Annotated in this window: 27 protein-coding genes; 8 read left to right on the top strand and 19 right to left on the bottom strand. The window is 72.3% G+C overall.

The features are described from left to right. Positions 1 to 5 precede the first annotated feature (5 nt). On the bottom strand, positions 6 to 1,457 hold the full coding sequence (locus tag ABD981_RS30450; RefSeq protein ID WP_046907899.1) for an alkaline phosphatase PhoX: 1,452 nt from the start codon (positions 1,455 to 1,457) through the stop codon (positions 6 to 8). Between the two features lie 88 nt (positions 1,458 to 1,545). Between ABD981_RS30450 and ABD981_RS30445 the strand changes: the two genes are divergently transcribed. Next, the gene (locus tag ABD981_RS30445) at positions 1,546 to 2,313 is read left to right on the top strand and encodes an SDR family NAD(P)-dependent oxidoreductase (protein ID WP_046907898.1); all 768 of its coding nucleotides are present in this window, start codon (positions 1,546 to 1,548) and stop codon (positions 2,311 to 2,313) included. 28 nt (positions 2,314 to 2,341) lie between these two features. Here ABD981_RS30445 and ABD981_RS30440 read toward each other — a convergent pair whose 3' ends face one another. Next, on the bottom strand, positions 2,342 to 3,817 hold the full coding sequence (locus tag ABD981_RS30440) for a transcriptional regulator domain-containing protein (RefSeq protein ID WP_046907897.1): 1,476 nt from the start codon (positions 3,815 to 3,817) through the stop codon (positions 2,342 to 2,344). Positions 3,818 to 4,022: 205 nt separating this feature from the next. On the opposite strand from ABD981_RS30440, the gene ABD981_RS30435 reads away from it, so the two are divergent. The 3 genes from ABD981_RS30435 to ABD981_RS30425 all read left to right on the top strand — a co-directional run bounded on the left by ABD981_RS30435 (position 4,023) and on the right by ABD981_RS30425 (position 7,403). Continuing rightward, positions 4,023 to 5,867 (top strand): endonuclease/exonuclease/phosphatase family protein, encoded by a 1,845-nt coding sequence (locus tag ABD981_RS30435; protein WP_046907896.1) that lies wholly within the window; start codon positions 4,023 to 4,025, stop codon positions 5,865 to 5,867. A gap of 35 nt (positions 5,868 to 5,902) precedes the next feature. Then, positions 5,903 to 6,346 carry a GNAT family N-acetyltransferase gene (locus ABD981_RS30430; protein ID WP_046907895.1) on the top strand — a complete coding sequence of 148 codons (444 nt, stop codon included), beginning with the start codon at positions 5,903 to 5,905 and terminating at the stop codon, positions 6,344 to 6,346. Positions 6,347 to 6,467: 121 nt separating this feature from the next. Next, entirely contained in the window at positions 6,468 to 7,403 is a 936-nt protein-coding gene (locus ABD981_RS30425) for a hypothetical protein (protein ID WP_046907894.1), read from the top strand. Positions 7,404 to 7,411: 8 nt separating this feature from the next. Here ABD981_RS30425 and ABD981_RS30420 read toward each other — a convergent pair whose 3' ends face one another. The 5 genes from ABD981_RS30420 to ABD981_RS30400 form a co-directional block, all read right to left on the bottom strand. After that, the gene (locus ABD981_RS30420) at positions 7,412 to 8,152 is read right to left on the bottom strand and encodes an SDR family NAD(P)-dependent oxidoreductase (protein WP_046907893.1); all 741 of its coding nucleotides are present in this window, start codon (positions 8,150 to 8,152) and stop codon (positions 7,412 to 7,414) included. 110 nt (positions 8,153 to 8,262) lie between these two features. Beyond that, the gene (locus ABD981_RS30415; protein WP_046907892.1) at positions 8,263 to 8,496 is read right to left on the bottom strand and encodes a hypothetical protein; all 234 of its coding nucleotides are present in this window, start codon (positions 8,494 to 8,496) and stop codon (positions 8,263 to 8,265) included. 69 nt (positions 8,497 to 8,565) lie between these two features. Then, the gene (gene dapD / locus ABD981_RS30410) at positions 8,566 to 9,549 is read right to left on the bottom strand and encodes a 2,3,4,5-tetrahydropyridine-2,6-dicarboxylate N-succinyltransferase (RefSeq protein ID WP_046907891.1); all 984 of its coding nucleotides are present in this window, start codon (positions 9,547 to 9,549) and stop codon (positions 8,566 to 8,568) included. A gap of 109 nt (positions 9,550 to 9,658) precedes the next feature. Continuing rightward, positions 9,659 to 10,219, bottom strand: coding sequence for a TetR/AcrR family transcriptional regulator (locus ABD981_RS30405; protein ID WP_046907890.1), 561 nt, complete (start codon positions 10,217 to 10,219; stop codon positions 9,659 to 9,661). Next, positions 10,219 to 10,539, bottom strand: a complete 321-nt coding sequence (locus ABD981_RS30400; RefSeq protein WP_046907889.1) for a DMT family transporter — start codon at positions 10,537 to 10,539, stop codon at positions 10,219 to 10,221. The genes ABD981_RS30405 and ABD981_RS30400 overlap by 1 nt, the downstream gene beginning before the upstream one ends. Before the next feature lie 40 nt (positions 10,540 to 10,579). Here ABD981_RS30400 and ABD981_RS30395 point away from each other — a divergent pair, with 40 nt between their 5' ends. Further along, positions 10,580 to 11,644 (top strand): DUF7847 domain-containing protein, encoded by a 1,065-nt coding sequence (locus ABD981_RS30395; RefSeq protein WP_123954486.1) that lies wholly within the window; start codon positions 10,580 to 10,582, stop codon positions 11,642 to 11,644. A gap of 72 nt (positions 11,645 to 11,716) precedes the next feature. On the opposite strand, the gene ABD981_RS30390 is transcribed toward ABD981_RS30395, so the two are convergent. From ABD981_RS30390 to ABD981_RS30350, 9 genes are all read right to left on the bottom strand, one after another. Next, positions 11,717 to 12,055: a metal-sulfur cluster assembly factor gene (locus ABD981_RS30390; protein WP_046907888.1), complete on the bottom strand. Its 339-nt coding sequence runs from the start codon at positions 12,053 to 12,055 to the stop codon at positions 11,717 to 11,719. Continuing rightward, on the bottom strand, positions 12,052 to 12,519 hold the full coding sequence (sufU, locus tag ABD981_RS30385) for a Fe-S cluster assembly sulfur transfer protein SufU (protein WP_046907887.1): 468 nt from the start codon (positions 12,517 to 12,519) through the stop codon (positions 12,052 to 12,054). Before sufU ends, ABD981_RS30390 begins: the two co-directional genes overlap by 4 nt. Positions 12,520 to 12,529: 10 nt before the next feature. Then, on the bottom strand, positions 12,530 to 13,798 hold the full coding sequence (locus ABD981_RS30380) for a cysteine desulfurase (protein ID WP_046907886.1): 1,269 nt from the start codon (positions 13,796 to 13,798) through the stop codon (positions 12,530 to 12,532). Continuing rightward, a complete protein-coding gene (gene sufC / locus ABD981_RS30375; RefSeq protein WP_046907885.1) occupies positions 13,795 to 14,559 on the bottom strand; it encodes a Fe-S cluster assembly ATPase SufC in 765 nt (254 codons plus the stop codon). Before sufC ends, ABD981_RS30380 begins: the two co-directional genes overlap by 4 nt. Positions 14,560 to 14,566: 7 nt before the next feature. Then, complete coding sequence (locus ABD981_RS30370; RefSeq protein WP_046907884.1) at positions 14,567 to 14,884, bottom strand: bifunctional 3-phenylpropionate/cinnamic acid dioxygenase ferredoxin subunit; 318 nt, start codon at positions 14,882 to 14,884, stop codon at positions 14,567 to 14,569. Beyond that, entirely contained in the window at positions 14,884 to 16,065 is a 1,182-nt protein-coding gene (sufD, locus tag ABD981_RS30365) for a Fe-S cluster assembly protein SufD (RefSeq protein WP_046907883.1), read from the bottom strand. The genes ABD981_RS30370 and sufD overlap by 1 nt, the downstream gene beginning before the upstream one ends. A 71-nt stretch (positions 16,066 to 16,136) precedes the next feature. After that, a complete protein-coding gene (gene sufB / locus ABD981_RS30360) occupies positions 16,137 to 17,552 on the bottom strand; it encodes a Fe-S cluster assembly protein SufB (RefSeq protein ID WP_046907882.1) in 1,416 nt (471 codons plus the stop codon). Then, a complete protein-coding gene (locus ABD981_RS30355) occupies positions 17,549 to 18,286 on the bottom strand; it encodes a helix-turn-helix transcriptional regulator (RefSeq protein WP_046907881.1) in 738 nt (245 codons plus the stop codon). The genes sufB and ABD981_RS30355 overlap by 4 nt, the downstream gene beginning before the upstream one ends. 103 nt (positions 18,287 to 18,389) lie before the next feature. Next, positions 18,390 to 19,166 (bottom strand): formate/nitrite transporter family protein, encoded by a 777-nt coding sequence (locus tag ABD981_RS30350; protein ID WP_046907880.1) that lies wholly within the window; start codon positions 19,164 to 19,166, stop codon positions 18,390 to 18,392. Positions 19,167 to 19,277: 111 nt separating this feature from the next. On the opposite strand from ABD981_RS30350, the gene ABD981_RS30345 reads away from it, so the two are divergent. The 3 genes from ABD981_RS30345 to ABD981_RS30335 all read left to right on the top strand — a co-directional run bounded on the left by ABD981_RS30345 (position 19,278) and on the right by ABD981_RS30335 (position 22,038). Then, on the top strand, positions 19,278 to 20,213 hold the full coding sequence (locus ABD981_RS30345) for an ABC transporter ATP-binding protein (RefSeq protein WP_046907879.1): 936 nt from the start codon (positions 19,278 to 19,280) through the stop codon (positions 20,211 to 20,213). Then, positions 20,210 to 20,974 (top strand): ABC transporter permease, encoded by a 765-nt coding sequence (locus ABD981_RS30340; RefSeq protein WP_046907878.1) that lies wholly within the window; start codon positions 20,210 to 20,212, stop codon positions 20,972 to 20,974. Before ABD981_RS30345 ends, ABD981_RS30340 begins: the two co-directional genes overlap by 4 nt. A 104-nt stretch (positions 20,975 to 21,078) precedes the next feature. Beyond that, the gene (locus ABD981_RS30335) at positions 21,079 to 22,038 is read left to right on the top strand and encodes a COX15/CtaA family protein (protein WP_205628166.1); all 960 of its coding nucleotides are present in this window, start codon (positions 21,079 to 21,081) and stop codon (positions 22,036 to 22,038) included. Between the two features lie 127 nt (positions 22,039 to 22,165). On the opposite strand, the gene ABD981_RS30330 is transcribed toward ABD981_RS30335, so the two are convergent. The 3 genes from ABD981_RS30330 to ABD981_RS30320 all read right to left on the bottom strand — a co-directional run bounded on the left by ABD981_RS30330 (position 22,166) and on the right by ABD981_RS30320 (position 24,663). Beyond that, entirely contained in the window at positions 22,166 to 23,086 is a 921-nt protein-coding gene (locus ABD981_RS30330) for an Imm49 family immunity protein (RefSeq protein WP_046907877.1), read from the bottom strand. Between the two features lie 98 nt (positions 23,087 to 23,184). Next, positions 23,185 to 24,264 carry an amidohydrolase family protein gene (locus tag ABD981_RS30325; RefSeq protein ID WP_046907876.1) on the bottom strand — a complete coding sequence of 360 codons (1,080 nt, stop codon included), beginning with the start codon at positions 24,262 to 24,264 and terminating at the stop codon, positions 23,185 to 23,187. 78 nt (positions 24,265 to 24,342) lie between these two features. Next, on the bottom strand, positions 24,343 to 24,663 hold the full coding sequence (locus ABD981_RS30320) for a hypothetical protein (protein ID WP_046907875.1): 321 nt from the start codon (positions 24,661 to 24,663) through the stop codon (positions 24,343 to 24,345). Positions 24,664 to 24,696: the final 33 nt, after the last annotated feature.

The following is a 24,696-nucleotide window of genomic DNA, read 5'->3' as shown; positions in this document are numbered from 1 at the left end:
AGGCGTCAGCGACGGGGCTGTCGGCGCCACGGGCCGGTGATGGCGAGCATGATGCCCGGGTCCTGGATGTTGGCGAACAGGGTGTCGCCGTCGGGCGAGAAGACCACGCCGGTGAACTCGCTGTCGTTCAGGTCGTTGCGGGCGATCGGGTAGGTCCGGCCGCTCTCGGTCGCGCCGAAGAGGTGCTGGACGCCCTCGCCGTCCTCGGCGATCACGATGCCGCCGTACGGGGAGACGGTGATGTTGTCCGGGCCGTCGAAGGCGCCGTCCTGGTCGGGCGTCGCGTTGACGCCGAGCAGCACCTGGAGGGTGAGGGTGCGGCGCTTGGGGTCGTAGAACCAGACCTGGCCGTCGTGCGCGGCGCCGGGGCTCTCCTCACGGGCGTACGAGGAGACGATGTACGTGCCGCCGTCGGCCCACCACATGCCCTCCAGCTTGCGGGCGCGGGTGACCTCGCCGGGGCCGAACTGCTTGCGGACGGGGGTCTTGCGGGCGTCGCGGTCGGGCACGTCGACCCAGTCCACGCCGTAGACGGTGCCGGTCTTCGTGGCGCGGGAGAGGTCGTCGACGAAGCGGCCGGCCGAGTCGAAGCACTTGAAGGCCTGGAGCACGCCGGCGTCGTCGGCGAGGGTGCCGAGCCGCCCCCGGCCGTGCTCGAAGCCCTTCGGCGGGACCCAGCGGAAGAGCAGGCCGTTGGGGCCGGAGGCGTCCTCGGTGAGGTAGGCGTGGCCCCGCTTGGGGTCGATGACGACGGCCTCGTGGGCGTAGCGGCCGAAGGCCTTGACCGGCTTCGGGTTCCGGTTGGCGCGGTGGTCGTGCGGGTCGACCTCGAAGACGTAGCCGTGGTCCTTGGTCATGCCGTTCTTGCCGGCCAGGTCCTCGGTCTCCTCGCAGGTGAGCCAGGTGCCCCAGGGGGTGCGGCCGCCCGCGCAGTTGGTGGAGGTGCCGGCGATGCCGACCCACTCGGCGACGGTGCCGTCGCGGTGCACCTCGACGACCGTGCAGCCGCCGGCCGCCGCCGGGTCGTAGACCAGGCCCTCGGTGAGCGGGACGGGGTGGGCCCAGTTGGCGCGGGGGCCCTTGAGCTCGTGGTTGTTCACCAGGTACGTGGTGCCGCGCCGGCCCGCGAAGGTGGCGGTGCCGTCGTGGTTGGAGGGCGTGAACTCGCCGCTCTCCAGGCGGGTGACGCCGCTGTGGGTGATGACGCGGTACGTGAAGCCCTCGGGCAGGGCGAGGACGCCGTCCGGGTCCGGGACCAGCTCGCCGTAGCCCAGCCGGTGGCCGTGGCCGTGCCCGTGCCCGTGGCCCTCGCCGTGGCCCTCGGCCGCGAACTCCTGCGGGTCGTCGGCGGCCAGCGCCTCGGGCGCGGTGGCCAGCGTGCCGACGGCGCCGGTGAGCGCGAGGCCGGCGCCGGTGGCTGCGGACTTCTTGGCGAACTCTCTGCGGTTGAGAGACATGACGGTTCTTCTCCCTGTCGTCACCCGGTGTCGCGGCACACGGTCGCGCCCCCGTATAAACGGCGGTTGAACAGAAAGGCGATCCCTCATGAACCTGCCCCACAACGGCCGGCGCGTTCTGGTCAGCGGTGCCTCGCGCGGCCTGGGCCGCGCGGTGGCCCGCGCCTTCGCGGCCGGCGGCGACCGGGTGGCCGTGCACTACGGCTCGCGCGAGGAGGAGGCCCGCGATACCCTCGCCGCCCTGGAGGGCACCGGCCATGTGCTGGTCTCCGGCGATCTGGCCGACCCGGCGGAGGCCGCCCGGGTCGCGGACGAGGCGGCCGGGGGCCTCGGCGGCATCGACGTCCTGGTGAACAACGCGGCCGTCAACCTGCCGCACCCGCCGGCCACCACCCCGTACGAGGAGTGGGTCGGGCTCTGGCAACGCCACGTCTCGGTGAACCTGCTGGGCACGGCGTACCTCAGCCACCTCGCTGCCCGGCGGATGATCGAGGCCGGCGTACCCGGCCGGATCGTCAACATCGGCTCGCGCGGCGCCTTCAAGGGCGAGCCGGACCACCCGGCCTACGGTGCCACCAAGGCGGCCGTGCACGCCCTGGGCCAGTCGCTGGCCGTGGCGCTCGGCCCGCACGGGATCGGGGTGGCCTCGGTCGCCCCGGGCTTCTTCGCGACCGAGCGGGTGGCGCCCCGGCTCGCGGGGCCCGAGGGCGCGGCGATCCTCGCCCAGAGCCCGTTCGGCCGGGTCGGCACCGCGGAGGAGATCGCGGCGGCGGTCCACTGGCTCGCCTCCCCCGAGGCCGCCTGGGCCTCGGGGACGGTGCTCGACCTCAACGGGGCCTCGTACCTGCGGACCTGAGGACCGGGCCCCGTCCCCCGCGTACGGCTCAGTTCTTCGAGCGGGCCTTGAAGGCGGCCTTGCGGGCCTCCTTGGCGGTGGGCTTGTCGCGGTGCAGCCGGCCCATGGCCTCCAGGACCTCGGCCGTCGCCGGGTGCTCGACCCGCCAGGCCGCTTCGAAGAAGCCGCCGTGCCGGCTGGTCAGGCCCTCGATGAGGTCCTGGAGCTCGGTGAGGTCCCCGTCGGCGTCGAGGTGGGCGGCGATCGTGTCGATGGCCAGCCAGAAGATCATCGCCTCCGGCGGGGCCGGGATGTCCGCCGCGCCCCGCTCGGCGAGCCAGACCCGGGCGAGACCGCCGAGCTCCGGGTCGTCCAGGACCTCCCGGACGGCCGGTTCGGCCTCGGCCCCGACGAGGGACAGGGCCTGCTGCGCGTGCAGGCGGCGCAGCGGGGAGTCCGGGTCTCCGCCCTTGGCGGCGGCGAGGAGTTCCCGGGCGGCGGTGCCCGGCTCGCGGGCGGTGAGCCAGCCCGCGGTCTCGGCGCGGGCCGCGTCCTGCGGGTAGTGGGCGATGCCGTCGAGCAGGACGTCGGCGCCCTTGTCGGCGAGCTCGCCGACCGCCGGGACGACGAGTCCGGCCTCCAGCATCCGGGCGCGCACGCCGTACAGGCCGAGCGGGGTGAGCCGGACCATGCCGTAGCGGCTGACGTCCTCGTCGTCGACGGGCGGGGCGGGCTCCTCGCCCTCCTCGGCCATCAGGGCCTCGTCGACGGGGTCGTACTCGACGAGTCCGATCGGTTCGAGGACCCGGAACTGCTCGTCGAGCCGCATCATCGCGTCGGAGACCTGCTCCAGGACGTCGTCGGTGGGCTCGCCCATGTCGTCGGGGACGACCATCGAGGCGGCCAGCGCGGGCAGCGGCACCGGGCCCTCGCCCGCGCCGCCCTCGCTGACGGTCAGCAGGTAGAGGTTGCCGAGCACGCCCTCCAGGAACTCGGCCTCGCCCTCCGGGTCCCAGTCCAGGGCCTCGAAGTCGATCTCGCCGTCCTCGCCGACCAGTGCGTCGAGGTCCTCGATGTAGGGCGCGGCGGCGTCGGCGAAGACGGCGTCGAAGCCCTCCAGCCAGATCGCGAGGACGTCCTGCGGGGCGCCGCCGGTGACGAGCGCCAGGTTCTCGCCGGGAGTGACGGTGCCGTCCCCGGCGCCCTCCACGGCCTCCACGGCCTCCTCGCCCGCTTCGGACTCCTCGCCGTCCTGGACGTCCACGAGGCCGGTGTCGACGGCGATCCGCCAGGCCTCGCTCGCGTACGCCTCGGCGTCCGGGTCGCCGGCCAGGCCGAGCTCCTCGGCGGCGGCGGGCAGCTGCTCGTCGACGAGCTCGCCGCCCGCCCCGACCCGGGTCTCCGGCCCGGCCCAGCGGGCGAGCCGCACGGCGCGGGCGAGGAGGGGGGTGGCCAGGGCGTCCCGCGCCAACTCCGCGTCCGAGCGCAAGCGGACGGGGGGAAGGGTCTGGCGGTCCGGTGCCATCTGGGGTGTTCTCCTCGACGAGTGCGGGGCCTTCACGGCGCTTAGAGCGGCCTTCAGCGTAGACGTATTCGCGGGGCGGTCCGGCGGTTCACGGAGGCGTCAGCCTTCGTACACCCGTCGACCCTTGACAAGTCGAAGGGTCTGCAACGAAATTGACGCGCGTAGACCGTTCGATCGTTTCTCCAAGCCCTCACGGAGCTCCTTGATGTCTTCCTCCATACCGAGATCCGCCGCCGTCGCCGCCGTCGTCTCCGCCGCCCTCGCCGCCGGCCTGCTGGGCGGCGCGTCCGCGTCCGCCGACGACGTGACCACGGGCGCGGCTCCCGTCCGCATCCACGACATCCAGGGCACCACCCGGGTCTCGCCGCTGGCCGGCAAGCCGGTCACGGGTGTCACCGGCATCGTCACCGGCGTGCGCACGTACGGCTCGCGCGGCTTCTGGATGCAGGACCCGCAGGCGGACGAGAACCCGGCCACGAGCGAGGGCATCTTCGTCTTCACCAGCTCCGTGCCGACCGTCGCCGTCGGCGACTCGGTCAGCGTCAACGGCTCGGTGACCGAGTACGTGCCGGGCGGCCTGAACTCCGGCAACCAGTCGCTGACCCAGATCTCCAAGCCGGTCGTCACGGTCCTGTCGCAGGGCAACCCGGTTCCGGCGCCCGTCACCATCTGGGCGGGTTCGGTGCCGCGCGCGTACGCCCCCGAGGGCGACCCGGCGGCCGGCGGCTCCATCAACGGCCTCACCCTGGACCCCGAGGCCTACGCCCTGGACTACTACGAGTCCCTGGAGGGCACCAACGTCCGCGTCGGCACCTCGCGGGTGGTCGGCGCCACCGACCCGTACTCCGAGCTGTGGGTGTCGGTGAAGCCGTTCGAGAACCCCAACCTCCGCGGTGGCACGGTCTACGGCTCGTACGACTCCCAGAACACCGGCCGCCTGCAGATCCAGCAGCTGGCGCCGATCGCCCAGCAGCCCTTCCCCAAGGCGAACGTCGGCGACTGGCTGGTCGGCCGGACCGAGGGCCCGCTCGACTTCAACCAGTTCGGCGGCTACACCCTGGTCGCGAACACGCTGGGCAAGCACGTGGACCTCGGCCTGGAGCGCGAGGTGACCGACAAGCAGCACAAGAACGAGCTGGCGGTCGCCACGTACAACGTGGAGAACCTCGACCCGACCGACCCGCAGGAGAAGTTCGACGCGCTCGCGAAGGCGGTCGTCGAGAACCTCGCCTCGCCCGACGTCGTCGCGCTGGAGGAGATCCAGGACGACAACGGGGCCAAGAACGACGGCACCGTCACGGCCGGCGCGACGCTGAAGAAGTTCACCGAGGCGATCGTCGCGGCCGGCGGCCCGGCGTACGAGTGGCGCTCGATCGACCCGCAGAACGGCAAGGACGGCGGCGAGCCCGGCGGCAACATCCGTCAGGTCTTCCTCTTCAACCCGGCCCGGGTCTCCTTCGTGGACCGCCCGGGCGGCGACGCCACGACCGCGACCGCGGTGACGGGCACGAAGGGCGACGCCCACCTGACCCTCTCCCCCGGCCGGATCGACCCGGCGAACACCGCCTGGGAGAACAGCCGCAAGCCGCTCGCGGGCGAGTTCCTCTTCCGCGGCCGCACGGTGATCGTGGTCGCCAACCACTTCGGCTCCAAGGGCGGCGACGAGTCCATCGTCTCGCACCACCAGCCCCCGGCCCGTTCCTCCGAGGTCAAGCGGCTGCTCCAGGGGCAGGCCGTCAACGCCTTCGTGAAGGACGTCCTGGCCCTGGACAAGCAGGCCGACGTGCTGGTCCTCGGCGACATCAACGACTTCGAGTTCTCCGGGACCACGAAGGCGCTGACCGACGGCGGCGCGCTGTACCCGGCGGTCAAGTCGCTGCCGCGCAGCGAGCGCTACTCGTACGTCTACCAGGGCAACAGCCAGGTCCTCGACCAGATCCTGACCAGCCCCGGCGTGCACCACTTCGAGTACGACAGCGTGCACATCAACGCCGAGTTCGCGGACCAGAACAGCGACCACGACCCGCAGGTCCTGCGCTTCCGCCCGTAGTTCCCCGTCGGCACGGGTGTGCGAGACTGCGGGCCGTGATCCTGCGCCCCGCCACCCGTGCCGACCTGCCCGCCGTCCTCGCGCTGCTCGCCGACGAGGAGCGGGTGGTGGACCCGGCCTCGGTGCCCGTCACCGCCGCCTACGAGCGGGCGTTCGCGGACATCGAGGCCGATCCGCGCAACGAGGTCCTCGTCCTGGTGGACGGCGTCCTCGTCGTGGGCTGCCTGCAGGCCACGTACATCCCCGGCCTCGGCAAGGGCGGCGCCGAACGGGCGCTGATCGAGGCGGTCCGGATCAGGGCCGACCGGCGCGGCGGCGGACTCGGCCGGGAGCTGATGGAGCGCGCGGTGGCCAGGGCCCGGGCCCGGGGCTGCGCGCTCGTCCAGCTCACCAGCAACAAGGACCGCACGGCCGCCCACCGCTTCTACGCCTCGCTGGGCTTCGCCCGCAGCCACGACGGGTTCAAGCTGAGCCTTTAGCGGCGGATGGGCGATAAACGTCGTTTATGGGTCGATCAACCGCGACGGGGTACCCGGTGACGGTTCGTCGCCCCAGGGTGGAATCGTCCCGTCCACCCACCTCGGCGAAACGACGAATCCCTTGAAATCCACGCGCATCGCAGCCCTCGCGGCCGTCTCGGTCCTGTCCCCCGCCACCTGGCCGGCCACCCCCGCGGCGGCGGACGCGTCCCGCCCGCCCGCCGTGTCCGCTCCGGACGCGGCGGAGGAGCGGAAGGCGCCGGACGTACTGGTGGTCCCCAGCGTGAGCGGACTTCCGAAACGGTTCCTCGCGGGCGGCGAGTGGCAGGAGTTCACGCTCACCCTGGACAACACCGGCGACGGGGTGCTGCGGGACCTGGAGGTCCTGCTGTGGTGGGACGTCGACGAGGACTACCCCGGTCTGCGGCCGGAGCAGATACGGATCCAGATGAAGGTCGACGGGCAGTGGCGGGAGCAGGAGTTCAGCCCGCCGCAGCCGTCGCATCTCATCAACACGGATCCTGCTCTGGCCGGGCGCCCCTTCCCGCCCGGGAAGAGCACCTTCCCGCTGCGCATGAAGTTCACGGCGGACGCCCCCTCGCAGTTCTACGCCTTCGGCGCGGGGGTGAACGTGGAGTACGGCGACGACGAGGGCGAGGGCGCCGGATGGACCGAGTCCGAGATCTACCGCCCGGCCGACCCGGACCCCGACCCGGAACCGACGCCGGACCCGAAGCCGACCCCGGACCCCGAGCCCACCCCGGACCCGAAGCCGACGCCGGACCCGAAGCCGACGCCCGACCCCGGACCGAAGCCCACGCCGGACCCCGGCGGCCCGCGGCCGACGCCCGACCCCGGGCACACCTCCACCCCCGCCCCGGCCCCCGACCCGGCGGGGGACCCAGCGCCGGAGCAGACGGTGGGCGGCAGGCTGGCCGACACCGGCGGGGGCACCGGACGGTGGCCCCTGGCGGCCGGCGCCGCGGTCACCCTCGGCACCGCCCTGACCATGCTCGCCCGTGCCCGCGCCCGCCGTCGCCACGGCGAGGAGGGCTGACGGCCCGCTCAGCCGAGCAGGTGGCCGCCGCCGTCCACGAGCAGCACCTCGCCCGTGATGTACGTGGCCTTGGCGAGGTCGTGCACGGCCTCGGCGATGTCCTCGGGCCGTCCCACCCGGCGCAGCGGCACCACCGAGGCGACGTGTTCCTTGGCGGCGTCGGCGCCCTCGACGCCGTCGAACCACGGGGTGTCGATGAGCCCCGGCGCGACCGCGTTGACCCGCACCTCGGGGCCGAGGGTCTTGGCGAGCAGCTTGGTCATGTGGTTGACGGCGGCCTTCGTCACCGCGTACGGGATGGAGCTGCCGCCCGGCCGGACGCCGGCCTGCGAGGAGACGTTCACGATGGCGCCGCCCGCCGCGCGCAGGTGGGGGACGGCGGCGGTGACGGTCTGCCAGACGCCGATGACGTTGACGTCGTAGAGGTGCCGCCACACGTCGGGCGAGGCGGCCTCGAGGTCGTCGTGCGGGATGAAGCGGGTGGTGCCCGCGCTGTTGACCAGCAGGTCCAGGCGGCCGAAGTGTGCCACGGTCTCCTCGACGAGGCGGGTGGCCTGGGCCTGGTCGGCGACGTCGGCCCGGACGTAGTGGGCGCCGGGGAGTTCCGCGGCGAGCTTCTCGCCCGCCTCGACGGAGCGGGCCGAGTTGACGGCGACCCGGTAGCCCGCGGCGGCGAGCCTGCGGGCGACGGCGGCCCCGATCCCCGAGGACGAGCCGGTGACGAGGGCGACGGGCTGCTGTTCGGTCATGGTGCTGTTCCTTGTCTCGTGGCCTCCTGTCGCGCAGGGGGATCATGCCAGAGACGGGCGACGGCCCGCCGCCCCGGGAAGGGGCCGGCGGGCCGTCGGTGTGCGGAGCGTCAGGCGGAGTCGGTCGTGCGGGTGCTGCCGAGGATCGCGGCGTGCTCCAGGACGTCCTCCAGCGGGTCGTCGATCTGCCCGGTGGAGATCAGCGACACGTGCGGCCCGTTGTGGGAGTGGCTGTGCGTCTCGTCGGCCTCGGCCGTGCCCGCCGGGAGCACCGCCGCCGCGACGGCGAACGCGCCGGTGAGCACCGACCGCGCCCTGGGCGTCCCGCTGATCCTGGTCGTCATGTCGACCTTCCCCTCGCCTGTGTGACTCTCGTACGGCCCCCGCGCCCTGTCAACGCGGGGACCCACGGGTCAGTTGTGGCTGTGGAGGATCTCGTTCAGGCCGCCCCAGACCGCGTTGTTCGGGCGGGCCTCGACGGCGCCGGAGACCGAGTTGCGGCGGAAGAGGATGTTCGAGGCGCCGGAGAGCTCGCGGGCCTTGACGATCTGGCCGTCGGGCATGGTGACCCGGGTGCCGGCCGTGACGTAGAGACCGGCCTCGACGACGCACTCGTCGCCCAGGGCGATGCCGACGCCCGCCTCGGCGCCGATCAGGCAGCGCTCGCCGATGGAGATGACGACGTTGCCGCCGCCGGAGAGGGTGCCCATCGTGGAGGCGCCGCCGCCGATGTCGGAGCCGTCGCCGACGACGACGCCGGCCGAGATGCGGCCCTCGACCATGGAGGTGCCGAGGGTGCCGGCGTTGAAGTTGACGAAGCCCTCGTGCATGACGGTGGTGCCGGCGGCGAGGTGCGCGCCGAGGCGGACCCGGTCGGCGTCGGCGATGCGGACGCCGGCGGGCGCGACGTAGTCGGTCATGCGGGGGAACTTGTCGATCGAGGTGACCTGGAGGTGCAGGCCCTCGGCGCGGGCGTTGAGCCGCACCTTCTCGATGTCGTCGACGGCGACCGGGCCGAGCGAGGTCCAGGCGACGTTGGCGAGCAGGCCGAACATGCCGTCCAGGCTCTGGCCGTGCGGCTTGACCAGCCGGTGGCTGAGCAGGTGGAGGCGCAGGTAGGCGTCGTGGGCGTCGAGCGGCTTGTCGTCGAGCGAGGCGATGACGGTGCGGACGGCGACCACCTCGACACCGCGGCGGGCGTCCACGCCGAGGGCCTTGGCGGCGCCTTCGCCGAGGGCGTTGACGGCCTCGTCGGGGCCGAGCCGCTCGGTGCCGGCGGGGCCGGGGGCGGCGGTGAGCTCGGGGGCGGGGAACCAGGTGTCGAGAACGGTGCCGTCGCCGGCGATGGTGGCGAGGCCGGCGGCGACGGCGCCGGTGGTGCGAGGAGCAGTGGTCATGACGGAAAACCTAACCGGCGGGCCCCCGCGCGGGCCAACCGGTCTCAGGTGTCGGTCCGCCTCCCTGGCGGTTCGGACGAGTCCCGGGGGCGGGTCTTCGGCGCTTCGTTCAGCCCTTCGGGGCGGCGCCGCCGAGCACCCGGCCGAGCATCTCGCGGGCGTACTCCTCGTCGTACCTGCCGTCGGTGAGGAGGACCTGGAGGCAGATGCCGTCCATGAGGGCGATGACGGCGCGGGCGGTGGCCGGGTCGGTGCGCGGGGCCAGGCAGGCGCTGACGTCCTCGGCCCATTCGGCGGCGACGGGGCGCAGGGCGGGGCGGCGCAGGGCGGCGAGGTAGAGCTCGTACTCCAGCTCCACGCCGGTCCGTTCGCCGCCGAGCCACGTGCCGATGAGGCGGGCCAGGACGGCGGCGAGGTCGGCCGCCGGGTCGGCGAGGCCGGGGCTCTCGCGCAGCGCGCGGCCGAAGTTGTCGTTGGCGCGGCGCAGGGCGGCGACGAGGAGTTCGTCGAGGGAGCCGAAGTGGTACGTGGTGGAGCCGAGCGGCACGTCGGCCTCGGCGGCGACGGTGCGGTGGCTGAGCCCGGCGATGCCGGCGCGGCCGACGACGCGCAGGGCCGCGTCGACGATCCGGTCGCGGCGCTCGGGGTCGTACCGCCGGGGCCGGGCCATCAGTGCGCGCCGCCCAGGTTGAGGACGGCGACCCCGGCGATGATCAGCACGATGCCGGCGATCTTGGCGAGGTTCAGGGACTCGCCGAGGAAGAGCGCGCCGATCGCGGCGACGGCGGCGGTGCCGACCCCGGACCAGATGGCGTAGGCGGTGCCGACCTGGAGGGTCTTGAGCGCCTGGGCGAGCAGGGCGAAGGCGATCAGGTAGCCGGCGCCGGTGATCAGCGAGGGCACCAGTCTGGAGAAGCCCTCGCTGTACTTCATGGAGGTGGTGGCGACGATCTCCGCCGCTATGGCGCCCGCGAGCAGTCCGTATCCCATGTGTACGAGCGTACACAACGACCGGCGCTACGGTGTGCGCATGACATATCCCTCGGGGCCGTACGGATACGGATACGCTCCCCCGCCGCCACCGCCGAAGCCCGGCGTCATACCCCTGGCGCCGATGTCCTTCGGCCAGATCCTGACCGGCGCGTTCAGCGCCTTCGGCCGCTACTGGAAACCGCTCCTCGGCGTGGCCGTGACCGCCTTCGGGGTGGCGACGGCGCTCGTCCTCGGCGCGGTCCTGGTCGCCTGGAACGCCGTGTCGGACAACATCGACCGGCTCTCGAACCTCCCGCACGGCCAGGACCCCGACATCGCCGACATCCGGGGGTTGATGCTCGCCTTCGGCGGCGTCTGGCTGACCGGGGTGCTCTGCCTGGTGCTGGCCAACGCCCTGGTCTACGCCGCCGCCCCGGTCGTGGCGCAGGAGGCGGTGCTCGGCCGCACCGTGGGCTTCGGGGCCGTCTGGCGCCGGTCCTGGTCCCGGGTGGGCACGGTGCTGAGCGCGGTCGTCCTGTCGATGCTGGCCATGTTCGTGCCGGTGCTGCTCTTCATCGTCGGCTTCGGCTTCCTGATGTTCGGCATGATCGCGGGCATCGGCGCGTCCGGGAGCGACGAGGGCGTGGGCCCCGCGATCGCCGGCGTGGTGTTCTTCCTGGGCGCCCTGGCGACCGTCCCCTTCGGCCTCTGGCTCTGGGTGAAGTTCAGCCTGGCCCCCGCGGCCGCGGTCATCGAGGGCGCGGGCGGCCTGGCCGCGCTGCGCCGCTCCGCCGAGCTGGTCCGCGGCTCCTGGTGGCGGATCTTCGGCTGCACGATCGCCACGGCCGCGATCGCGGCCGTGGTCAACTGGGCGATCCAGCAGGTGTTCTCGCTGATCGCCTGGATCCCGATGTCGACGATGGACTTCGACGCCGACACCGCCCCCACCGAGGTCCTCGGCTCGATGTCCGTCGTGATGGGCGTCGTCCTGATCGGCAGCATCGCCTGCCAGGCCCTGCTGGCCCCCCTCCAGCCCCTGGTCTCCGCCCTGCTCTACGTGGACCAGCGCATGCGCAAGGAGAACCTGGGCCCGGTGCTGGCCCAGACGGCCGGAGTCCTCTGAGGCCTCCGGAACGCGCGCGAGGGCCGCACTCCGGAAGGAGTGCGGCCCTCGGCACCTGCCGTCAGGCGGGGATCAGACGTTGAACCCGAGCGCGCGCAGCTGCTCGCGGCCGTCGTCCGTGATCTTGTCCGGGCCCCACGGGGGCATCCAGACCCAGTTGATCTTCAGCTCGTTGACGATGCCGTCGGTGGCGGCCTTCGCCTGGTCCTCGATCACGTCGGTCAGCGGGCAGGCCGCCGACGTCAGGGTCATGTCCAGCGTCGCGACGTTCGAGTCGTCGATGTGGATGCCGTAGATGAGGCCCAGGTTGACCACGTCGATCCCCAGCTCGGGGTCGACGACGTCGTACAGCGCCTCGCGGACTTCTTCCTCGGAGGCCGGCTTCATCGTGGCCTCGGCGTTCTCGGTCATGCCGACTTCCTCTCAGCGACACCGTCTCCCAGGGCCTGGGCGGTCGCGTCCTTCCACGCCATCCAGCTGAGCAGCGCGCACTTCACCCGGGCCGGGTACTTCGAGACACCGGCGAACGCGACCGCGTCCTCCAGGATCTCCTCCATCGCGTCGTCCGGCTCGATCTGGCCCTTGGACTGCATCAGCTCCAGGAAGGTGCCCTGGATCTGCTGCGCCTCGGCCAGCTCCTTGCCGACGAGCAGCTCGTTGAGGACGGACGCCGAGGCCTGGCTGATGGAGCAGCCCTGTCCCTCGTACGACACGTCCTCGATGCGCGAGCCGTCGTACTTCACGCGGAGCGTGATCTCGTCACCACAGGTCGGGTTGACGTGGTGCACCTCGGCGTCGCCGTCCCGCAGACCGCGCCCGTGCGGGTGCTTGTAGTGGTCCAGGATGACGTCCTGGTACATCGAATCCAGCTTCACGAGGCGTCCCCTAGCCGAAGAAGTTCCGTACGTGCTCCAGACCCGCGACGAGGGCGTCGACCTCGCCCGGGGTGGAGTACAGATAGAACGACGCTCGCGTGGTCGCGGGAATTCCGTACCGCAGGCAGACCGGGCGCGCGCAGTGGTGACCCACGCGGACGGCGATGCCCTGCTCGTCGAGGACCTGGCCCACGTCGTGCGGGTGGATGTCGCCGAGCGTGAAGGAGATCGCCGCGCCGCGGTCCTCGGCCGTGGTGGGGCCGATGATCCGCAGGTCCGGAACCTCCTGGAGGCGGCGGACGGCGTACTCGGTGATCGCGTGCTCGTGGCGCGCGATGTTCTCCATGCCGATCGCCGACAGGTAGTCCACGGCCGCGCCGAGGCCGACGGCCTGCGCGATCGGGGGCGTACCCGCCTCGAACTTGTGCGGGGCCGGCGCGTAGGTGGAGGAGTGCATCGAGACGGTCTCGATCATCTCGCCGCCACCGAGGAACGGCGGCAGGTCCTCCAGGAGCTCCTGGCGGCCCCACAGCACGCCGATGCCGGTCGGGCCGCACATCTTGTGGCCGGTGAAGGCCACGAAGTCGGCCTGCAGCGCCTGCACGTCGAGCACCATGTGCGGCGCGGCCTGGGAGGCGTCGATGCAGACCAGCGCACCGACCTCCTGGGCCCGGCGGATGATCGTCTCGACCGGGTTGATCGTGCCGAGGAGGTTGGAGACCAGGGTGAAGGAGACCACCTTGGTCTTCTCCGTGATCAGTTCCTCTATGTTCGACAGGTCGAGCCGGCCGTCGTCGGTGAGGCCGAACCACTTCAGCTTCGCGCCGGTGCGCTGCGCGAGCAGCTGCCACGGGACGATGTTGGAGTGGTGCTCCATCTCGGTGATGACGATCTCGGTCTCGTGGTCCACGCGGTAGGGCTCTTCGGCCCAGCCCAGCATGTTGGCCACGAGGTTGAGCGACTCGGAGGCGTTCTTGGTGAAGATCACCTCGTCGCGGCTCGGCGCGTTGATGAAGGCGGCGACCTTGTCGCGGGCGCCCTCGTACAGCGCGGTGGCCTCCTCGGCGACCGTGTAGACACCGCGGTGGACGTTGGCGTTGTGCCGCTCGTAGTACGCGTTGAGAGCGTCGAGGACCTGGCGCGGCTTCTGCGAGGTGGCCGCGGAGTCCAGGTAGACGATCTTCTTGTCGTCGTGGACCAGACGATCCAGGAGCGGGAAGTCCTTGCGGATCGCCTCGGTGTCGAGGAGGCCGGTCAGCCCCTGATGGGCGGAAGTCACGCGGATGCGCCACCCTTCACGTACTTGTCGTAGCCCTCGTTCTCCAGCTGGTCGGCGAGCTCGGCGCCACCGGACTCGACGATGCGGCCGTTCGCGAAGACGTGCACGAAGTCGGGCTTGATGTAGCGGAGGATCCGCGTGTAGTGCGTGATCAGCAGGGTGCCGACCTCGCCGGTCTCGCGGACGCGGTTGACGCCCTCGGAGACGATGCGCAGCGCGTCGACGTCGAGGCCGGAGTCGGTCTCGTCGAGGATCGCGATCTTCGGCTTGAGCAGCTCGAGCTGGAGGATCTCGTGGCGCTTCTTCTCGCCGCCGGAGAAGCCCTCGTTGACGTTGCGCTCGGCGAAGGCCGGGTCCATCTGGAGCTGCTCCATCGCGGACTTGACCTCCTTCACCCAGGTGCGCAGCTTGGGGGCCTCGCCGCGGACGGCGGTGGCGGAGGTGCGCAGGAAGTTGGAGACCGAGACGCCGGGGACCTCGACCGGGTACTGCATGGCCAGGAAGACGCCGGCGCGGGCGCGCTCGTCGACCGACATCTCCAGGACGTCCTCACCGTCGAGGGTGACGGTGCCGCCGGTGATCGTGTACTTCGGGTGGCCGGCCAGCGAGTACGCCAGGGTCGACTTGCCGGAGCCGTTCGGGCCCATGACGGCGTGGGTCTCGCCCTGCTTGATGGTCAGGTCGACACCCTTGAGGATCTCGCGCGGACCGTTCTCGGCCTCGACGGAGACGTGCAGGTCGTGGATTTCAAGCGTTGCCATGGGTGACTCAGGACTCCTGGGTGACGGAGACGAGCACATCGTCCCCTTCGATCTTTACGGGGTATACGGGGACGGGGCGCGTCGCGGGGAGGCCGGACGGCTTGCCGGTGCGGAGGTCGAACGCGGAGCCGTGCAGCCAGCACTCGATCTGGCAGTCCTCCACCTCGCCCTCGGAGAGGGAGACGTTCGCGTGCGAGCAGATGTCGTGGATCGCGTACACCTCGCCCTCGGTGCGGACCACGGACACCGGCGTGCCGTCGAGTTCCACCCGCTTCGGGGTGTCCTCCTCCAGCTCGCTCAGCGCACAGGCGCGGACGAAGGCCATCAGACGGACGCCTCCAGCTCCGCCTCGATCTTGGCGAGCAGGCGCTCCTGGACGTCCGGGAGCCCGATCTGCTGGACCAGCTCGGCGAAGAAGCCGCGGACGACGAGGCGGCGGGCCTCGGCCTCCGGGATGCCGCGGGACATCAGGTAGAAGAGCTGCTCGTCGTCGAAGCGGCCGGTGGCGGAGGCGTGGCCGGCGCCGGCGATCTCGCCGGTCTCGATCTCCAGGTTCGGCACCGAGTCGACCCGGGCACCATCGGTGAGGACCAGGTTCCGGTTGAGCTCGTAGGTGTCCGTGCCCTCGGCCGCGGCCTCGATGAGGACGTCGCCGATCCAGACCGCGTGGGCGTTCTGGCCCTGCAGCGCGCCCTTGTAGGCCACGTTGGACTTGCAGTGCGGGACGTTGTGCGTGACCAGGAGGCGGTGCTCCTGGTGCTGGCCGGCGTCGGTGAAGTACAGGCCGAAGAGCTCGGCCTCGCCGCCGGGGGCCGCGTAGGTGACCCGCGGGTGGATGCGGACGACGTCGCCGCCGAAGGTCACGACGACCGACTTGAAGGAGGCGTCGCGGCCGATCAGCGCGTTGTGCTGGGCGACGTGGACGGCCTTCTCGTCCCAGTCCTGGACGGAGACGACGGTCAGCTTGGCGCCGTCGCCGAGCACGTAGTCGACGTTGGCGGCGAGCACCGCGTCACCGGTGTGGTCGATGACCACGACGGCCTCGGCGAAGGCGCCGAGCTCGATCACCTGGTGGCCGAAGGCGACCCCGCCCTGGCCGTGCACGGCGATGCGGATCGGCTCGGTGAGGACGGCCTCCTTGGCGACGGTGACGACCGAGGCCTTCTCGAAGGAGGTGTACGCCTGGGCGGCGACGCGGTCGACCGGCGTGCCGGCCTTGCCGAGGCGCGCGTCGTCGCGGCCCACGGTCTCCACGGTGACGCCCTCGGGGGCCTCGACGTCGACGCGGACGCCCTCGCCGGACGCGACGGCGGTGCCGTCGTGCAGGCCGCGCAGGCGCTCCAGCGGAGTGAAGCGCCACTCCTCCTCGCGACCGTGCGGGACGGGGAAGTCCGCCACGTCGAAGGACGGCGGGGCGCTCATGCGCGTGGCGACGGTGGACTCGGCGGCCACCGCGATCGAACCCGCGGTGGTGGAGCCCGCGGGGATGTTCTGAGCCTCAGCCATGGCTGTCGTCTTGCTCTCTTCCTGCGTACGTAAAGAAAATCGGTCGCTGCGTGGCGGTGCGGTACGGGGCCTTAGCCGACCGAACCTTCCATCTGCAGCTCGATCAGCCGGTTGAGCTCCAGCGCGTACTCCATCGGCAGCTCCTTCGCGATGGGCTCGACGAAGCCGCGGACGATCATGGCCATCGCCTCGAACTCGGTGAGGCCGCGGCTCATCAGGTAGAAGAGCTGGTCCTCGGAGACCTTGGAGACGGTGGCCTCGTGGCCCATGGAGACGTCGTCCTCGCGCACGTCCACGTAGGGGTACGTGTCCGAGCGGGAGATCGTGTCGACGAGCAGCGCGTCGCACAGGACGTTCGACTTGGCGCCCGGGGCGCCCTCGCCGATCTCGATGAGACCGCGGTAGGAGGTGCGGCCGCCGCCTCGCGCCACCGACTTGGAGACGATGTTCGAGGAGGTGTTCGGGGCCATGTGGACCATCTTGGCGCCGGCGTCCTGGTGCTGGCCCTCGCCCGCGAAGGCGATGGAGAGGGTCTCGCCCTTGGCGTGCTCGCCCATCAGGTAGACGGCCGGGTACTTCATGGTGACCTTGGAGCCGATGTTGCCGTCGACCCACTCCATGGTGGCGCCCTCATAGGCGACGGCGCGCTTGGTCACCAGGTTGTAGACGTTGTTCGACCAGTTCTGGATGGTCGTGTAGCGGCAGCGGCCGCCCTTCTTCACGATGATCTCGACGACCGCGGAGTGCAGCGAGTCGGAGGAGTAGATCGGGGCGGTGCAGCCCTCGACGTAGTGGACGTAGGCGTCCTCGTCGACGATGATCAGCGTCCGCTCGAACTGGCCCATGTTCTCCGTGTTGATGCGGAAGTAGGCCTGCAGCGGGATCTCGACGTGCACGCCCTTCGGCACGTAGATGAACGAGCCGCCGGACCACACGGCCGTGTTCAGCGAGGCGAACTTGTTGTCGCCGACCGGGATGACGGTGCCGAAGTACTCCTTGAAGAGCTCCTCGTGCTCCTTCAGCGCGGTGTCGGTGTCGACGAAGATGACGCCCTGCTCCTCCAGGTCCTCGCGGATCTGGTGGTAGACGACCTCGGACTCGTACTGCGCGGCGACACCGGCGACGAGGCGCTGCTTCTCCGCCTCCGGGATGCCGAGCTTGTCGTACGTGTTCTTGATGTCCTCCGGCAGGTCCTCCCAGGACTCGGCCTGCTTCTCGGTGGACCGCACGAAGTACTTGATGTTGTCGAAGTCGATGCCGGAGAGGTCGGAGCCCCAGGTCGGCATGGGCTTCTTGTCGAAGAGCCGCAGACCCTTGAGACGCAGCTTCAGCATCCACTCGGGCTCGTTCTTCTTGGAGGAGATGTCGCGGACGACGTCCTCGTTGAGACCGCGCTTGGCGGCGGCACCGGCCGCGTCCGAGTCGGCCCAGCCGTACTCGTACCGACCCAGGCCCTCGAGCTCGGGGTGGCTGATCTCGGTGGTCATGCGGGGTTCCTCCCGGCCGTGCTTGCGGATGCTGATGATGAACTGGTCTGTGGGCCCTGGGGGCCGCCGTGCGGGATGAAGGTCGTGCAGACGCCGTCACCGTGGGCGATGGTGGCCAGGCGCTGGACGTGGGTCCCGAGGAGGCGGGAGAAGATCTCCGTCTCCGCCTCGCACAGCTGGGGGTACTGCTCGGCGACGTGGGCGACCGGGCAGTGGTGCTGGCAGAGCTGCTCGCCGACCGGCGCGTGACGCGCAGTGGCAGCGTACCCGTCGGCGGTCAGCGCCTTGGCGAGGGCCTCGGTGCGGTCCCGCGGGTCGGCGGACTCGACGGCCTCGCGGTACGACTCGGCCTGGGCCTCGATGCGGTCCCGGGCGAAGGCGGCGACGGCCGCCTCTCCCCCGGCGTTGCGCTCGATCCAGCGGAGCGCCTCGACGGCCAGGGAGTCGTACGACTGGTCGAAGGCGTCGCGGCCGCAGTCGGTGAGCGCGAAGACCTTCGCGGGGCGACCGCGGGTGCGGGTCCCGTAGACGCGCTTCTCGCGGGCCTCGACGACGGAGTCGGCGACCAGCGAGTCGAGGTGACGGCGGACGGCGGCCTGGGTGAGGCCGAGCCGCTCGGCGAGGTCGGCGACGGTCGAGGGCCCGTGGTCCAGGATCGACCGCGCCACCCGGTTGCGCGTGGAACGCTCCCGGGTCGCGAGTTCCTCCACCGGAGCCGCGCCAACGTTTTTCACAACGCCATTGTTGCGTAATTAATCGAGGAGTGACAAGCCGCGTCCCGACCGGTGACGATGTCGTGCATCACTCAGGTAAGGCTTACCTGACCTGCGGAAATGATCATTCGTAGGACGTTTCCGGCCGTCCCGTGAACCAGTACGAGCCCCCCACCAGCAGTCCTCCGCCGACGATGTTGCCCGGCACGGTGAAGAGCAGATTGCGCAGCAGGTCCCCGAACCCGGCCGTCCCGTCGAGGATCGCCAACGAGAACAGCGCCATGTTCGCGACGCAGTGCTCGAAGCCCACCGCCACGAACACCAGCACCGGAAGCCACAGCACGAACAGCTTCGCCACGTCCCCCTTCGCCCGGTAGAACATCCAGATCGCCAGGCACACGAGCATGTTGCAGAGCACCGACCGCCAGAACAGCTGCCCGCCCGCGAGCGCCTCCTTGCCGGCCACCATCTCCGCCAGCATCGCCTTCGCCGACGGCGCCGACAGCACCCCGGAGGCGTGCACCATCGCGCCGAAGAGGAAGGCCCCGACGAAGTTCCCGCCCAGCGACAGCCCCCAGCTGGCCGCCAGGTCCCGCCAGCCCGTGCGGCCGGACAGCGCGCCCAGCAGCATCACCATCACGTTGCTGGTGAACAGCTGCGCCCCCGCGAACATCACGATCGTCAGCGCGATCGGGAAGACCGCCCCCTCCAGCAGCTTCACCGCCGCCGAGTGCCGGGCCACGAAGGGCGACACCGCGACCAGCAGCAGCACCTCCCCCACCCCGATGTACGCGCCGGCCAGCACCGCCGAGACCGCGTACCGGCCGGGGCGCGCCAGATCGTGCGCCTTGTGCTCGGCCTGACCGGCCGTCTCCCGCAGGTTCTCCGCCACACTGATCACCCTGTCGACGCTAGTTCCGGCCGCACCGGTGAAGCGCGCGTAAAGGTCCCGTCTCGAGGGACCCGGGCCCCCCGCCGGAGGGACCTTCGCCCCCTCTCTAGACTTCCCGGCATGCGAAACGAGTCCGTCGAGTCCGCCGTCCGGGTCCGGGGCCTGGTCAAGCGGTACGGGACGAAGACCGCCGTCGACGGCCTCGACCTCGACGTCCGGGCCGGCACCGTCACCGCCGTCCTCGGGCCCAACGGCGCCGGCAAGACCACCACCGTCGAGACCTGCGAGGGCTACCGCAGGCCGGACGCCGGCACCGTGCGCGTCCTCGGCCTCGACCCGGTCGCCGACGCCGCCGCGCTGCGCCCCCGGATCGGCGTGATGCTCCAGTCCGGCGGCATCTACTCCGGCGCCCGCGCCGACGAGATGCTGCGCCACATGGCGAAGCTGCACGCGCACCCGTTGGACGTGGACGGACTGATCGAGCGCCTCGGCCTCGGCTCCTGCGGCCGGACCGCCTACCGGCGCCTCTCCGGCGGCCAGCAGCAGCGCCTGTCGCTCGCCATGGCCGTGGTGGGCCGCCCCGAGCTGGTCTTCCTCGACGAGCCGACCGCGGGCCTCGACCCGCAGGCCCGCCGCGCCACCTGGGACCTGGTCCGCGAGCTGCGCGCCGACGGCGTCACCGTCGTGCTCACCACCCACTTCATGAACGAGGCGGAGGAGCTCGCCGACGACGTCGCGATCATCGACGCCGGCCGGGTCGTCGCCCAGGGCAGCCCCGAGGAGCTGTGCCGCGGCGGCGCCGAGAACACCCTGCGCTTCACCGGCCGCCCGGGCCTCGACCTCGGCTCCCTCCTGAAGGCGCTGCCGGACGGCACCGCCGCGGCCGAGCCGACCCCCGGCACATACCGGCTCACCGGCACGGTCGACCCCCAGCTGCTCGCCACCGTCACCAGCTGGTGCGCGCAGCACGGGGTGATGCCCGACCGGCTCTCGGTCGAGCGGCACACCCTCGAAGACGTCTTCCTCGAACTGACCGGCAAGGAGCTGCGCGGATGAGCACGGGTACGTACGCGCCGAAGCCCGGGGCGGCCCCCGTCGGCCGCATGATCGCCGCGCAGACCGCGCTGGAGACCCGGATGCTGCTGCGCAACGGCGAGCAGCTCCTCCTGACGGTGATCATCCCCTCCCTGCTGCTGGTGCTCTTCTCGACGGTCGACATCGTCGACACGGGCGCGGACAAGGCCGTCGACTTCCTCGCCCCGGGCGTCCTCGCGCTCGCCGTGATGTCCACGGCCTTCACCGGGCAGGCCATCGCGACCGGCTTCGAGCGCCGGTACGGGGTGCTGAAGCGGCTCGCCGCCTCGCCGCTGCCGCGCTGGGCGCTGATGACCGCCAAGACCTTGTCGGTGCTGGTCACCGAGGTGCTCCAGGTCGCCCTGCTCACGGCGATCGCGCTGGCGCTCGGCTGGTCGCCGCAGGGCGACCCCCTCTCCGTCCTCGTGCTGCTCGTCCTCGGCACCGCGGCCTTCTCCGGGCTCGGCCTGCTGATGGCCGGCACCCTGAAGGCGGAGGCGACGCTGGCGGCGGCGAACCTGGTCTTCCTGCTGCTCCTGGTGGGCGGCGGGGTGATGGTGCCGCTGGAGAAGTTCGGCGCCGCGGGTGACGTGCTCGCGTTCCTGCCGATCTCGGCCCTCTCCGACGGCCTGCGGGACGTGCTGCAGCACGGCGCCTCGCTGCCCTGGGGCGACGCGCTGGTCCTCGCGGTCTGGGCGGTGCTCGGGCTCGGCGCGGCGGCGCGGTTCTTCCGCTGGGAGTAGGCGGGGCAGCCGGAGCGTGAGCGCCCGGTGACGTTTCGCGGCGCAAACGCCCGTAACGCACCCCTCGTGAAAACGCGCACAAGCCGGTGCCTACGATAGGGCCCGTGCAGACCCCCCTCGCCTACATCGCCCAGCGCTGGACCCCGTCCCCCCGGACGCTCCGGCGCGCCGCGCTCTCCGCCGTCGTGATGAGCGTGGTCATCATCGTCACCGGCGGCGCGGTCCGGCTGACCGGCTCCGGTCTCGGCTGCGACACCTGGCCCAAGTGCACGGACGACAGCCTGATCGTCACCTCCGAGCAGGGCATCCACGGTGCCATCGAGTTCGGCAACCGCATGCTGACCTACGTCCTGTCGGCGGCCGTCGGCTGGGCGATCGTCGCCGCCCGCTCGGCCAAGCCCCGGCGGCGCGGCCTCAGCCGGCTCGGCTGGGCCCAGTTCTGGATCGTGATGAGCAACGCCGTGCTCGGCGGCATCACCGTGTGGATGGGCCTCAACCCGTGGACCGTCGCCGGCCACTTCCTCGCGGCGAACTCGCTCCTCACCGTCGCGGTCGTCACCTGGCACCGCACCGGCGAGGGCGACGGCGCCCCCAAGCCGCGCGTCCCGCGCCCGGTGCGCAAGCTCTCCTGGGCGCTCGTCCTGGTCTCCGCGCTGCTCATCGCGCTCGGCACCACGGTGACGGGCGCCGGCAAGCACGCCGGCGACTCCAGCGACGTGCCGCGGATGCCGTGGGACTGGACGAACGCGGCCCACGTCCACGCCATCGCCGCCTGGGTGGTCTGCGCCCTGGCGGTCGCCATGTGGCTGGTGCTGCGCGTGGTGGACGCCCCGGACGACACCCGGGCCCGCGCCCGCGACCTGCTGGTCGTGCTGCTGCTGCAGGGCGGCATCGGCTACGTCCAGTACTTCACCGGCGTGCCCGAGGTCATGGTCGCGGTGCACATGCTGGGCTCCTCGCTGATGTGGATCGCGGTGCTGCGCCTGGCCCTGAGCCTGCGCGAGCGCCCGGTGACCACGGCCCCGATCCCGGCCCAGCCGGACGCGGAGCTCGCGAGCGCCTGACCGCGCCCCCGCCGTACGACGGCCCCGGCCCGCACCTCGGCGGGCCGGGGCCGTGTCGTGTCCGGGGCCGTGTCCGGGCCCTGGGTCCGCCCTCCGGATCGGGCCGGCCTGATCCGGAAGACGCCGCCTAGCCGACGGAGTCCCGGTCCGGCTCCGTCAGGAACGCCTCGGGCAGGTAGCCGGAGCGCACGCCCGGCTCCCAGCCGTGGGCCTGGCGGGCGAGGGCGGCCAGGGCCGCCGTCCGCACCGGCAGCAGGCTCCCGGGGGCCTGCTCCCCCGCCGCCTCGGCGCTCGCGCGGTACGCGTCGAGCCGGTCGGCGAGGGCCCGGTCGAAGGCCTCCCGGTCGCCGTCGAGCAGCACCCGCAGCAGGGCCTGGTCGGGGTCGAGCTCGCCCGCGCCGTCGAGCCCCCGGGCCAGCGCCGCCCGCTCCTCCGCGTCCGGGAGCCGCAGCGGTACGGGTGCCCCCCAGGAGCCGTCCGCGCTGAGGTAGGCGCAGAGGGCGTCCATCTCCGCGAGCTCGGCCGGCCCGGAGACCGAGTCGAAGCGCGAGTACGGGACCCCGGAGCGGATCGCGGGCGCGTAGTCCGCGTGGAGCAGCGGCCCCGCCACCCGCCGGGGCGTCCACAGCACCCCGCCGAGCAGGCAGAGCGCGAAGGTCTCGGTCCAGGTCCGCGCGGTGGGCACCTCGTGCCCCGCGTCCCAGCCCTCGTCGAAGAGCTGCTCGTCGCTGCTCAGCGTCTCGTCGACCAGGGGGAACCGGACGTCCCAGTCGCCTTCCGGGAAGCAGCCCAGCCCGAGCGCCCCGATGGCGCACTCGGCCGCGGTGCGCAGCGCCTGGCGCGGCTCCGGTACGGCCGCCTCGGGACCCGCCGCGAGGGACGCCCCGACGTGGTCCAGCAGCTCGTCACGCGCCTTCGCCAGCCCGCGCAGCGACACGCCGCTGCCGTAGCGCATGTCGTGCCAGTGTCCGGCGGTCCGCCCGCGGATGCCCTCCCGGGCCCGCTCGATCCGCTCCGCGTCGATCTCGTGGCATGTCACGTCCTGCACGGCTTGCCGCCTCCCCCATGATCCATTTCGCTGGACCGAAGCTATCAGCGGCCACTGACAGCGCCGGGGCGGGGCGTCCGGGACCCGCGCCCGCCCGTTCACCCCAGCCGGTAGACCCGTCGCGCGTTGTCCGCCGCGAGCATGCCGGCGACCCGCTGCGCGTCGGCGCGGGACCAGGCGCCGTCAGCGACCCACTCGCCCAGGACCCGGGAGAGGGCGCCGCGGAAGATGCTCGCGGCGACCACGTGGAGCTCCGGCAGGCCGCGGGCGCCGCTGGAGAAGAGCAGCTTGCCGAAGGGGGCCAGCTCCAGGAACTCGGCGAGCACCCCCGCCGCGCGGGCCCCGGTGCGCGCGACGACCGGGCCGAGGTCCGCGTAGACGTGCGGGTGGTGCGCGGCGAGCCGGGCCGCCTGGCGGTGGTGCGGGTAGCCGTGCAGCAGCACCAGGTCCGTGCCGAGGCCGCCGGTGGCGCTCGCGAAACCGGCCAGGTCGCTCGGGTCCCGCTCCCCCACGTACAGCTGGAGGGGCCGCCCGGAGCCGACCGCGATCCACAGCAGGTGGCGCAGCAGGACGGGGTCGTCCAGGGCCCCGCCGGCCCGGCGCCGGGCCAGCCAGCGGCCCGCGGCCCCGCGCACCTGGCCCGGCCAGGGCGGCTCCGGGGCGGCGACGAGCCCGCCGCGGACGGCGGCGACGGAGAGGAAGGCGACGGCGCCCGCGGCGGCCCCGTGCACGGCCTCGGCGAGGTTGGCCAGGAAGGCCTCGACGGTGCCGGAGGTGTCGGCGACCTGCTGGGCGAGGAGCTCCAGGCGGACGATCTCGTGCGCGGCGGCCCCGCCGGTGGCGGCGAGCTCGGCGGGTCCGGTGAGGTCGCCGGGGAGTCCGGTGTCGACCAGGTAGGCGGTGATGCCGGAGGACCTCAGCAGGCGCCGGCCCGCCTCGACGACGCCGAGTTCACGGCGCCGGGCGAGGTAGCGGGCGGGCGGGCAGTGCGGTTCCAGGCCGAGCAGCGGCGGGCACCAGCGGCGGACCGCGAAGCCGGTCTGGGTGTCGAAGAAGGTGGTGCCGGCCGCCGGGAGCGCGGAGGACGGGGCGAGGTGCGTCTCGAAGGTGCCGAGGCCGAGCTCCGTACGGAGCACCCCGTGGCAGTACTGGTCCACCAGGCTCGGAGTGTCGATCATTCGGGGGGCTCCCACGTGTGGACGGGCTTCCACCCCTCCTAACGGGTGAGCCCCGCGCGAGGTTGTTGCCTTGCGGCGTCAGCTGTTGGCCGGGCCGCCGATCTGGATACCCGCCATCCGGGTCCACTCGTACGGGCCCGTGACGACCTTGGCGGCGAACTCGCCGTCGAACTCGTCGTGGAGGGTGAGGCCGGCCTTCTCGGCGGCCAGCCGCGCGGTCTCGTAGCTGGGCGCCACCAGGTCGCCCCAGCCGCCGTCCTCGCCGACGAGGACGATCCGGGTCCCCGCCTGGCCGATGTGGGCGAGCTGCCCCTCGGCGCCGCCGTGCTTCCCGGAGAACGCCTGGATCTGCTTGGCCAGCTTGGCCGCCCTGCGCTCCGCCTGCTTCGTGTCTGCCATGGCAAGGATGCTACTCGCGGGTAGATCGACTGG

Source organism: Streptomyces showdoensis, assembly GCF_039535475.1.
GTDB lineage: Bacteria > Actinomycetota > Actinomycetes > Streptomycetales > Streptomycetaceae > Streptomyces > Streptomyces showdoensis.
This window is presented reverse-complemented; position numbering and strand designations above follow the sequence as displayed.

Excerpts from the sequence above, each read along its gene's own strand:
- ABD981_RS30445 (WP_046907898.1), top strand. The coding sequence starts at position 1,546 with ATGAACCTGCCCCACAACGGCCGGCGCGTTCTGGTCAGCGGTGCCTCG.
- ABD981_RS30340 (WP_046907878.1), top strand. The coding sequence starts at position 20,210 with ATGAGCACGGGTACGTACGCGCCGAAGCCCGGGGCGGCCCCCGTCGGC.
- ABD981_RS30325 (WP_046907876.1), bottom strand. The coding sequence starts at position 24,264 with ATGATCGACACTCCGAGCCTGGTGGACCAGTACTGCCACGGGGTGCTC.
- ABD981_RS30450 (WP_046907899.1), bottom strand. The coding sequence starts at position 1,457 with ATGTCTCTCAACCGCAGAGAGTTCGCCAAGAAGTCCGCAGCCACCGGC.
- ABD981_RS30405 (WP_046907890.1), bottom strand. The coding sequence starts at position 10,219 with ATGGCCCGGCCCCGGCGGTACGACCCCGAGCGCCGCGACCGGATCGTC.
- ABD981_RS30400 (WP_046907889.1), bottom strand. The coding sequence starts at position 10,539 with ATGGGATACGGACTGCTCGCGGGCGCCATAGCGGCGGAGATCGTCGCC.
- dapD (WP_046907891.1), bottom strand. The coding sequence starts at position 9,549 with ATGACCACTGCTCCTCGCACCACCGGCGCCGTCGCCGCCGGCCTCGCC.
- ABD981_RS30395 (WP_123954486.1), top strand. The coding sequence starts at position 10,580 with ATGACATATCCCTCGGGGCCGTACGGATACGGATACGCTCCCCCGCCG.
- ABD981_RS30345 (WP_046907879.1), top strand. The coding sequence starts at position 19,278 with ATGCGAAACGAGTCCGTCGAGTCCGCCGTCCGGGTCCGGGGCCTGGTC.
- sufD (WP_046907883.1), bottom strand. The coding sequence starts at position 16,065 with ATGGCTGAGGCTCAGAACATCCCCGCGGGCTCCACCACCGCGGGTTCG.
- sufC (WP_046907885.1), bottom strand. The coding sequence starts at position 14,559 with ATGGCAACGCTTGAAATCCACGACCTGCACGTCTCCGTCGAGGCCGAG.
- ABD981_RS30435 (WP_046907896.1), top strand. The coding sequence starts at position 4,023 with ATGTCTTCCTCCATACCGAGATCCGCCGCCGTCGCCGCCGTCGTCTCC.
- ABD981_RS30390 (WP_046907888.1), bottom strand. The coding sequence starts at position 12,055 with ATGACCGAGAACGCCGAGGCCACGATGAAGCCGGCCTCCGAGGAAGAA.
- ABD981_RS30420 (WP_046907893.1), bottom strand. The coding sequence starts at position 8,152 with ATGACCGAACAGCAGCCCGTCGCCCTCGTCACCGGCTCGTCCTCGGGG.
- ABD981_RS30370 (WP_046907884.1), bottom strand. The coding sequence starts at position 14,884 with ATGGCCTTCGTCCGCGCCTGTGCGCTGAGCGAGCTGGAGGAGGACACC.
- sufB (WP_046907882.1), bottom strand. The coding sequence starts at position 17,552 with ATGACCACCGAGATCAGCCACCCCGAGCTCGAGGGCCTGGGTCGGTAC.
- ABD981_RS30320 (WP_046907875.1), bottom strand. The coding sequence starts at position 24,663 with ATGGCAGACACGAAGCAGGCGGAGCGCAGGGCGGCCAAGCTGGCCAAG.
- ABD981_RS30415 (WP_046907892.1), bottom strand. The coding sequence starts at position 8,496 with ATGACGACCAGGATCAGCGGGACGCCCAGGGCGCGGTCGGTGCTCACC.
- ABD981_RS30440 (WP_046907897.1), bottom strand. The coding sequence starts at position 3,817 with ATGGCACCGGACCGCCAGACCCTTCCCCCCGTCCGCTTGCGCTCGGAC.